The 5,807-nt window shown below is 60.6% G+C and carries 3 protein-coding genes; all 3 read right to left on the reverse strand.

Annotated elements, in window-relative coordinates; genetic code table 11:
* Positions 1-441 precede the first annotated feature (441 nt).
* Positions 442-3,051 (reverse strand): hypothetical protein, encoded by a 2,610-nt coding sequence (locus ACPT9U_RS17170; protein ID WP_435751845.1) that lies wholly within the window; start codon positions 3,049-3,051, stop codon positions 442-444.
* A complete protein-coding gene (locus ACPT9U_RS17175) occupies positions 3,048-4,670 on the reverse strand; it encodes a hypothetical protein (protein WP_435751846.1) in 1,623 nt (540 codons plus the stop codon). The genes ACPT9U_RS17170 and ACPT9U_RS17175 overlap by 4 nt, the downstream gene beginning before the upstream one ends.
* A gap of 86 nt (positions 4,671-4,756) precedes the next feature.
* The coding region (locus ACPT9U_RS17180; protein ID WP_435751847.1) for a hypothetical protein at positions 4,757-5,807 on the reverse strand (1,051 nt) is incomplete at its 5' end.

Here is a 5,807-nt window from a genome sequence, read left to right on the forward strand (position 1 = left end):
ATGTGGAGATCAAAATCTGCGCCTGCCGCCCCAGCCGGGCGGTTGGCGCACGACGCCCATGGCGGCTCAACATAATCGAGGCATCTACATAATCGGCCTCAGCTGCCGGTGGCTTGATGGCACAGTCAGGCAGCAATGGGTTGGTCACCTGCCGTTCGCGCGTCGGGCGACGGTGAACGGCGGCTTCTCCGTCCGGCGAACTGGAAGTATCGACCCAATCCGGTCGTTCAGCATGCCAGGCTCTCAGTGGCAGGTAACAGAGTCAAACCGACGGTCAGTCCAGCATCTGTCCGACAGGACGTCGGCCGTAGCTGTCGTCGGCTTGATGAGCGGTGCTTGGCAGCAATGTGTCGGTTACCTGTCATTTAATGGTGGCGGATGGTTGACCATGTGCCGACTGGCCTTCCGAGCTTATGAGCACTCCAGCGGGTTGCTGCGGGCTCACGCGATGTTGGCTGGTGCATCTGATTTTTGAATCCCAGCAGAAACCGCCTGACGAAGCTGCAGAATCTTGCCGGCCAGCAGAGTGTTCCGGCCGGTCAGATCAGAAACATTGACGTAGTAGCCGTTCATCACATTCTTTTCCTTGCCTCGCAGCCGGACCTTTACAGACTGGCCTGCTTTCGATGACACATCCTCCAAGCATATTGCCCATCCGACCCTGTCTCGCCAGAGCAAATCACCGACCTTGTGCGTGATACCGCGCTCGCCCTGCTGACGCAGTTCCCCCTCCCAGACTTGCCTCAACTCGGAATCAATTTCCTCCAGCAGCCGCGTCACCGTTGGTGCAACCTCGGCAAGATAAGACCGCGCGTCGTCGATGCGTATTCTTCCGATGAGCGCCGCGACTCTTGCTGGCACGGCGGAAGCCAGTAGCTGGGGGGCAGTAAAAACCTCACGCAGGGCGACCGCTTTGTCGATGTCCGTGCCAACGCCCTGCCAGTTGGAATGGCCCAGCGTGGCGACAAGCACGATCCACAACGTGCCATCGCCGACCACCTCCTCGAAAGTCGAATGTTGATCGCTATCGGCATAACGCTGCTCGACGGTATGTAACAGTCCGCCAGACCCCGAAGCCTTCCCTCGGAAGAGGATGGAAAACACTTCCAGTGCCCACTGCTCTGCTACCTCGGGTTTCACCCAGCCCCCGCGCTGCCCGCGCATGGCCACCGCAAGCGGGAATGAAACCGCCTGCACCATCTGAGTCGCCGAGCACCGTTCCGCGAATACCGCCGAAGACATCTCAGTGAGGAACGTGGAGATCTGCGCCGCCAAGCGATCCCGAAAACGGTCCTCAATTGGCACGGGGTTGGAGGTGACCGTAGTCCTCTCGGTGAGCTTCTTGGGAGCGCCTTCCCCGTCATCGGGCAATTGCCCTTCGTCGATCTCCTCGTCTTTGGTCGCGACCGACCCCACACTCTCTTCCGCTTCCCCGTCGAAGAGCAGGCGAAGAATCCCGGTCAGCGATAGGGATGCCACCGGCGCAGCCGATCCGAAATTCGGCAAACCCTCATGGTGTTCCTCCAGATGAACGATCAAATCGGCCGGATTGACCGGTGCGGCTGGCGTATCGTCCTTGGACTCTTTGCTGCGCGCCGATCCGAACCCCGGGTCACGGAAAGCTGCCGTGTCGTTGAACAAGGCATGCGCGACTTCCTGCAGTTCGTCGAGCATCTGGCGTTGCTCTGTCGATGTGGCGTTGCGTTCCAGCCCCTTGAATGGCTCCAGTAGCCGTGCCGCGTGGCTGGCGTGCTCCAGGGCGGCAACGTCATTTACCCATCTAGGTAGCGTCATCCACCGCTCAGCGCCTCGGAGGAGTTCCACACTGGCGAACACCGTCGCAGAAGCGAGCGCCCCTGGAAGATCGCACACCCAAGCCCCGGCAGTACCTTGCAGGGGCTGCATTGATAACCGAAGTCCGCCGACCACCAGCTCAAGCTTCATGCTGGCCTCTGGCGAAGGTGAGATTTCCGCCTGCAAACGATGCCCTGCGCTATCCCACTGCAACGATTTCAAGCGGAATACCAGTGCAGGGGCGTCCGCCTCGTTCGCAGTGAGTGACCTCGGTAAAAGCACATCGACCAGATCGCTTGCTGGTGCAGCAAAAACGTTGAGCACGCCAGCAAAATCATCGGGAACCGGCTGATCGTAGGCGACCAGCGTTTCGATATTGCCGCCTTGATCCGGGGCCAGCAGCCAGGCAGCGGCAGAACAGTTGGCCGAGCCCATGACAGCAGCCGGCCCATCTGGACCATCGAACCAGTAAAACTTCGCGTGCATGGCACGATCTGCCGGTGCTGGAATGATGCGCAGCTTGAGGGGCAGGTCCGCCAGTTTGTCGGGATCAAAACTCGCCGACGACGGCGTGAGTGCAATCGTGGCCTGTTGAACGCCGAAGGTCGAATACGCCCAGCGCAGGAAGGCACCGGATTCGTCTGTCGATCCGGTCAGTATCTTCACCTCGTCAAATCGTCGCCCAGTCCACCGCTGCGCGAGTGCCGGTGCCAATGAGAGCCCCTGCCTGCTGTGCAGCACGACACTCTCCGTGGCGGGCGCGACGGGCGTCAGGCTGAGCCACGGCACGTCCTTCATGCGTCGCACGGCGTCGCGCTCAAGCACCCCGCCACACCAAGACAAGACGCTGTCGAGAAAGGAATGCAGCCAGCCACCCTTGTCGGCGTGTTCTGGCCCCACCATCCAGGCGGTGCCAAGTTCCTGATTGCCACCCCATCCCGAACTGGTCACGTTGCCGCTACCTAGCAGCACAATCCCATCTTTGGGGCCAAGCCGCAAAAACACCTTGGGATGGAACGCGCCCGTGTGGTTCGCACCGGCAAGCAGGTAGTGCTTGCCAAGATGCCAGAGTTGCCCGGCCGACAACTGCGTCGACGCATCGATCTGCGCTTGATCGCCGAGCACAAGGATGTCGCTCGACCTCCCTGCCCAAAGATCGGGCAGCACCACCTGCTCGAAAAAAATCGGATCGAACGAGTACGTCAGCAGCAAAGCCTTGTGATACGACTGCTCGCGGCAAAACAGGCGCGGGTTCATGCTGCGGCCTCCTCGGCCAACACCGCGAAGGCCCGCTTCAGCACCACATCGCCATCAGCCGTGATGCCCCCCGCGTCAATCAGCTTGAGCTGACCGAGCCAGCCCAGGGCTTGCTGAATGCGCGATGCCGTGCGTCCGGCGGCAAAGGATTTGCCCCGCGAGAACCACTGATTTCCTTCAGCGGTGAGCAGCGCCACATCCCGGCGCAGATCGACCTGCAAGCGCGACCACGTGATTTGCAGATGCTGCTGCACCGTCCGGTAGGCCAGTTCGGCGGCGACCTCGCGCAGCGGACGATCCTCGCGGTGGAAGCGCTCCAACTCGGGCAGGATGACATCGCGCAGGCCCAGGCGCCGCCACCCCTGGTACGAGAGGGTGCCGGATTGCGGATTGTTTTCCCGCACGGCATCCGCCACCCGGGCGGCGGCCAGCAGCCAGGCGACGACAGCCAGGGACAACGCACCCGCCCCCGATTTCAAGGCGCGCTTGTACAGCAAAGGTTCGACCAGCGTATCGGGCCAGCGCTTCACGCCCTGGCTGCTCACACTATCGGTGGAAATGCGCGCATTGATGCGTCGTTGAAGATCCCGGAATGACAGGGACGTCACCGACTCGGCCGCACTCAGCAAGCCCAGGTCGCGCAAGGCAGCGTCGTGTTCCTCAACGCGTTCCATCAGCGCCCCGACGACCTGCTCTCGCGCCACGCCGGCCAGACCGCCATTCGTGCTGGCCATGATCTCGCCCATCACCGCTGCAAGCACCGCTTCCTGGGTGACGGCGATGGCATCGCGCACGCCATAAAAAGTCCAGCCGACCGCCATCTGATCGAGCAGCGGCTCACCAAAACGGTTCATCGAGCAGGCAGCGTCGAACAGATCGCCTTCCGTGGGCCGCGCTTTCTTTTTGGCCGCCAAGGCCAGCAGGGCGGCGTAGGTGCCGACACGCGCCCGCTCCTTCGGCAGCGGCTTGGCAGGCACGATCGCGGCCAGCAACAGTTCGCGCTCGTCATCGGGGATCTGGTCAATGCGGGCGACGGTGCCCAGTTCACGCAAGTCATCCAGCGTTGCCTGGGTCAGGTTAGGTTCGGACACCAAGCGTTCGAGCAGCGGAACACGCGCCAGCCGCTGATGCACCGCCTGGGCCAGAGGTAACCCTCGGGTGTCGACCAGCGCCGGAACCAAGTTGTCCCGCGTCTTGCTCAGCCCCAGTTGATCAGAGGGGCCGGCGTAAATCGTCGAAGCTGGCGACTTGACCAGTGAGGAGACTTCCACCTGCGGCGTACCAGCTTCGAGGCGTACCAACGCCTGATCAGCACCAATCAGACCGCTGATCGTCCGGTCCTGTGTCAGATTGCCGAGCACCAGCGCGGACTCGATGCGCGCCGCGAAATCCGTATAGGTTTGCCAGTCGTCCGATTGTCCGGTCTGGCCGTAGCGATGGACCAGCCAAGCGCGAAACGCCAGATAGCGGACCGATGGCGTCACCGTGGTCACACCATCGAGCAAGGTGCCGCCGATGAACTGGACGGGTAAGCGCAAACCCAGTAAGTCCAGACCGCCGGTGATTTCGGCCCCGCTGCGTATCCATTCCGGGGGTTTGAGGCTTTTCGCGACGGGCATCGATCAGCTTCCTGGCAGAGCTACTCGACCGCCGGGGATCGAATCTGGTCGATCTGGTTGGGGCCTTGTCGGTTGCGAATACTTCTTCACGCCTGCGCCTCCGGCACGGCCATCAGCTGATTCAGCCGCGCCAACTCATCCGCAACGACCCTTCCTGCGTCGTGATGCTCTATCGCAAACTCGTCGCGTGCGGCAAGCTGCCTCTCTCCTATGTCCTGATATTTTTCGTTCCAGTAATCGAAACACAAGCCAAGGCTCCCATTTCGATCGAGGCTGCAGAGCGCTCTGTTCTTGACCAATCTTGGCAGACCAACGAGAGCATTCTTTCCCCACCATATGGTCCCCACGTTCGATAATGGCGGTTTTTCAAATGCACCGATGAAATTCCGCATTGCAGATTGAACTTCTTTGGAAGCAATATATTTCTCTACCCCCTTCCAGTACGCCTCCGGACCAAGCTCCCCAGAGGAGGCTTGTGCTTCCTTTCGGGCCTCCCGTTTGACAACGCGAGCTTCTTCCGTGTATCCAAACAACCGAGGAACGACGACACGTTGCGATGCGCACTGGTACTGTCGCGCCTCAACCAGAAAAACTTCAGTATTGGTCATCTGTCGATTGAGAAAGTCAACAAGACTTCGCAATTCGTTGGGTGACTCCTCCAAGAAGAAAACCAGTCGCATTTTTGCTTCTCGAAGGTTCCGCTCAATCGATGTAAAGAAACCTTCAACCGTGCGGTCTTCGGTCTGCGCAAAAACCGGCAGCGCGGCCGCTAACGCCTCGCCGCCCCCCGCGGCCGCTTCCGCGTAACTACGCATTTCGGAAGCTGTCCAGTAATGATGTCCGTTTGCTGCGTACTCCAACATTTGAGCGACGACCTCTCGCCGGGAGCGAGTATCGTCACAGCGCTTGCACTCGACCAAGGTTGGAATTGCAAACGGGTCAACATAAACAAAGTCGATGGACCACCGCAGCGCACCAGACGAGGGATCCGGGACCGGCATTTCACGTTTTATGAGTAACCACTCTCTCGGATTATCTGTAAGCGCTCCACGAACCCCATTCTTACGTAGCCCCGTTTGAGCCCGCATGCTTCGGCTTCCGTTTTTCAGGGAGCACGAGCATGTCGGAGCGCAGTAC

It is taken from the genome of Thauera sp. AutoDN2, from assembly GCF_051280715.1.
Taxonomy (GTDB): Bacteria; Pseudomonadota; Gammaproteobacteria; order Burkholderiales; family Rhodocyclaceae; genus Thauera.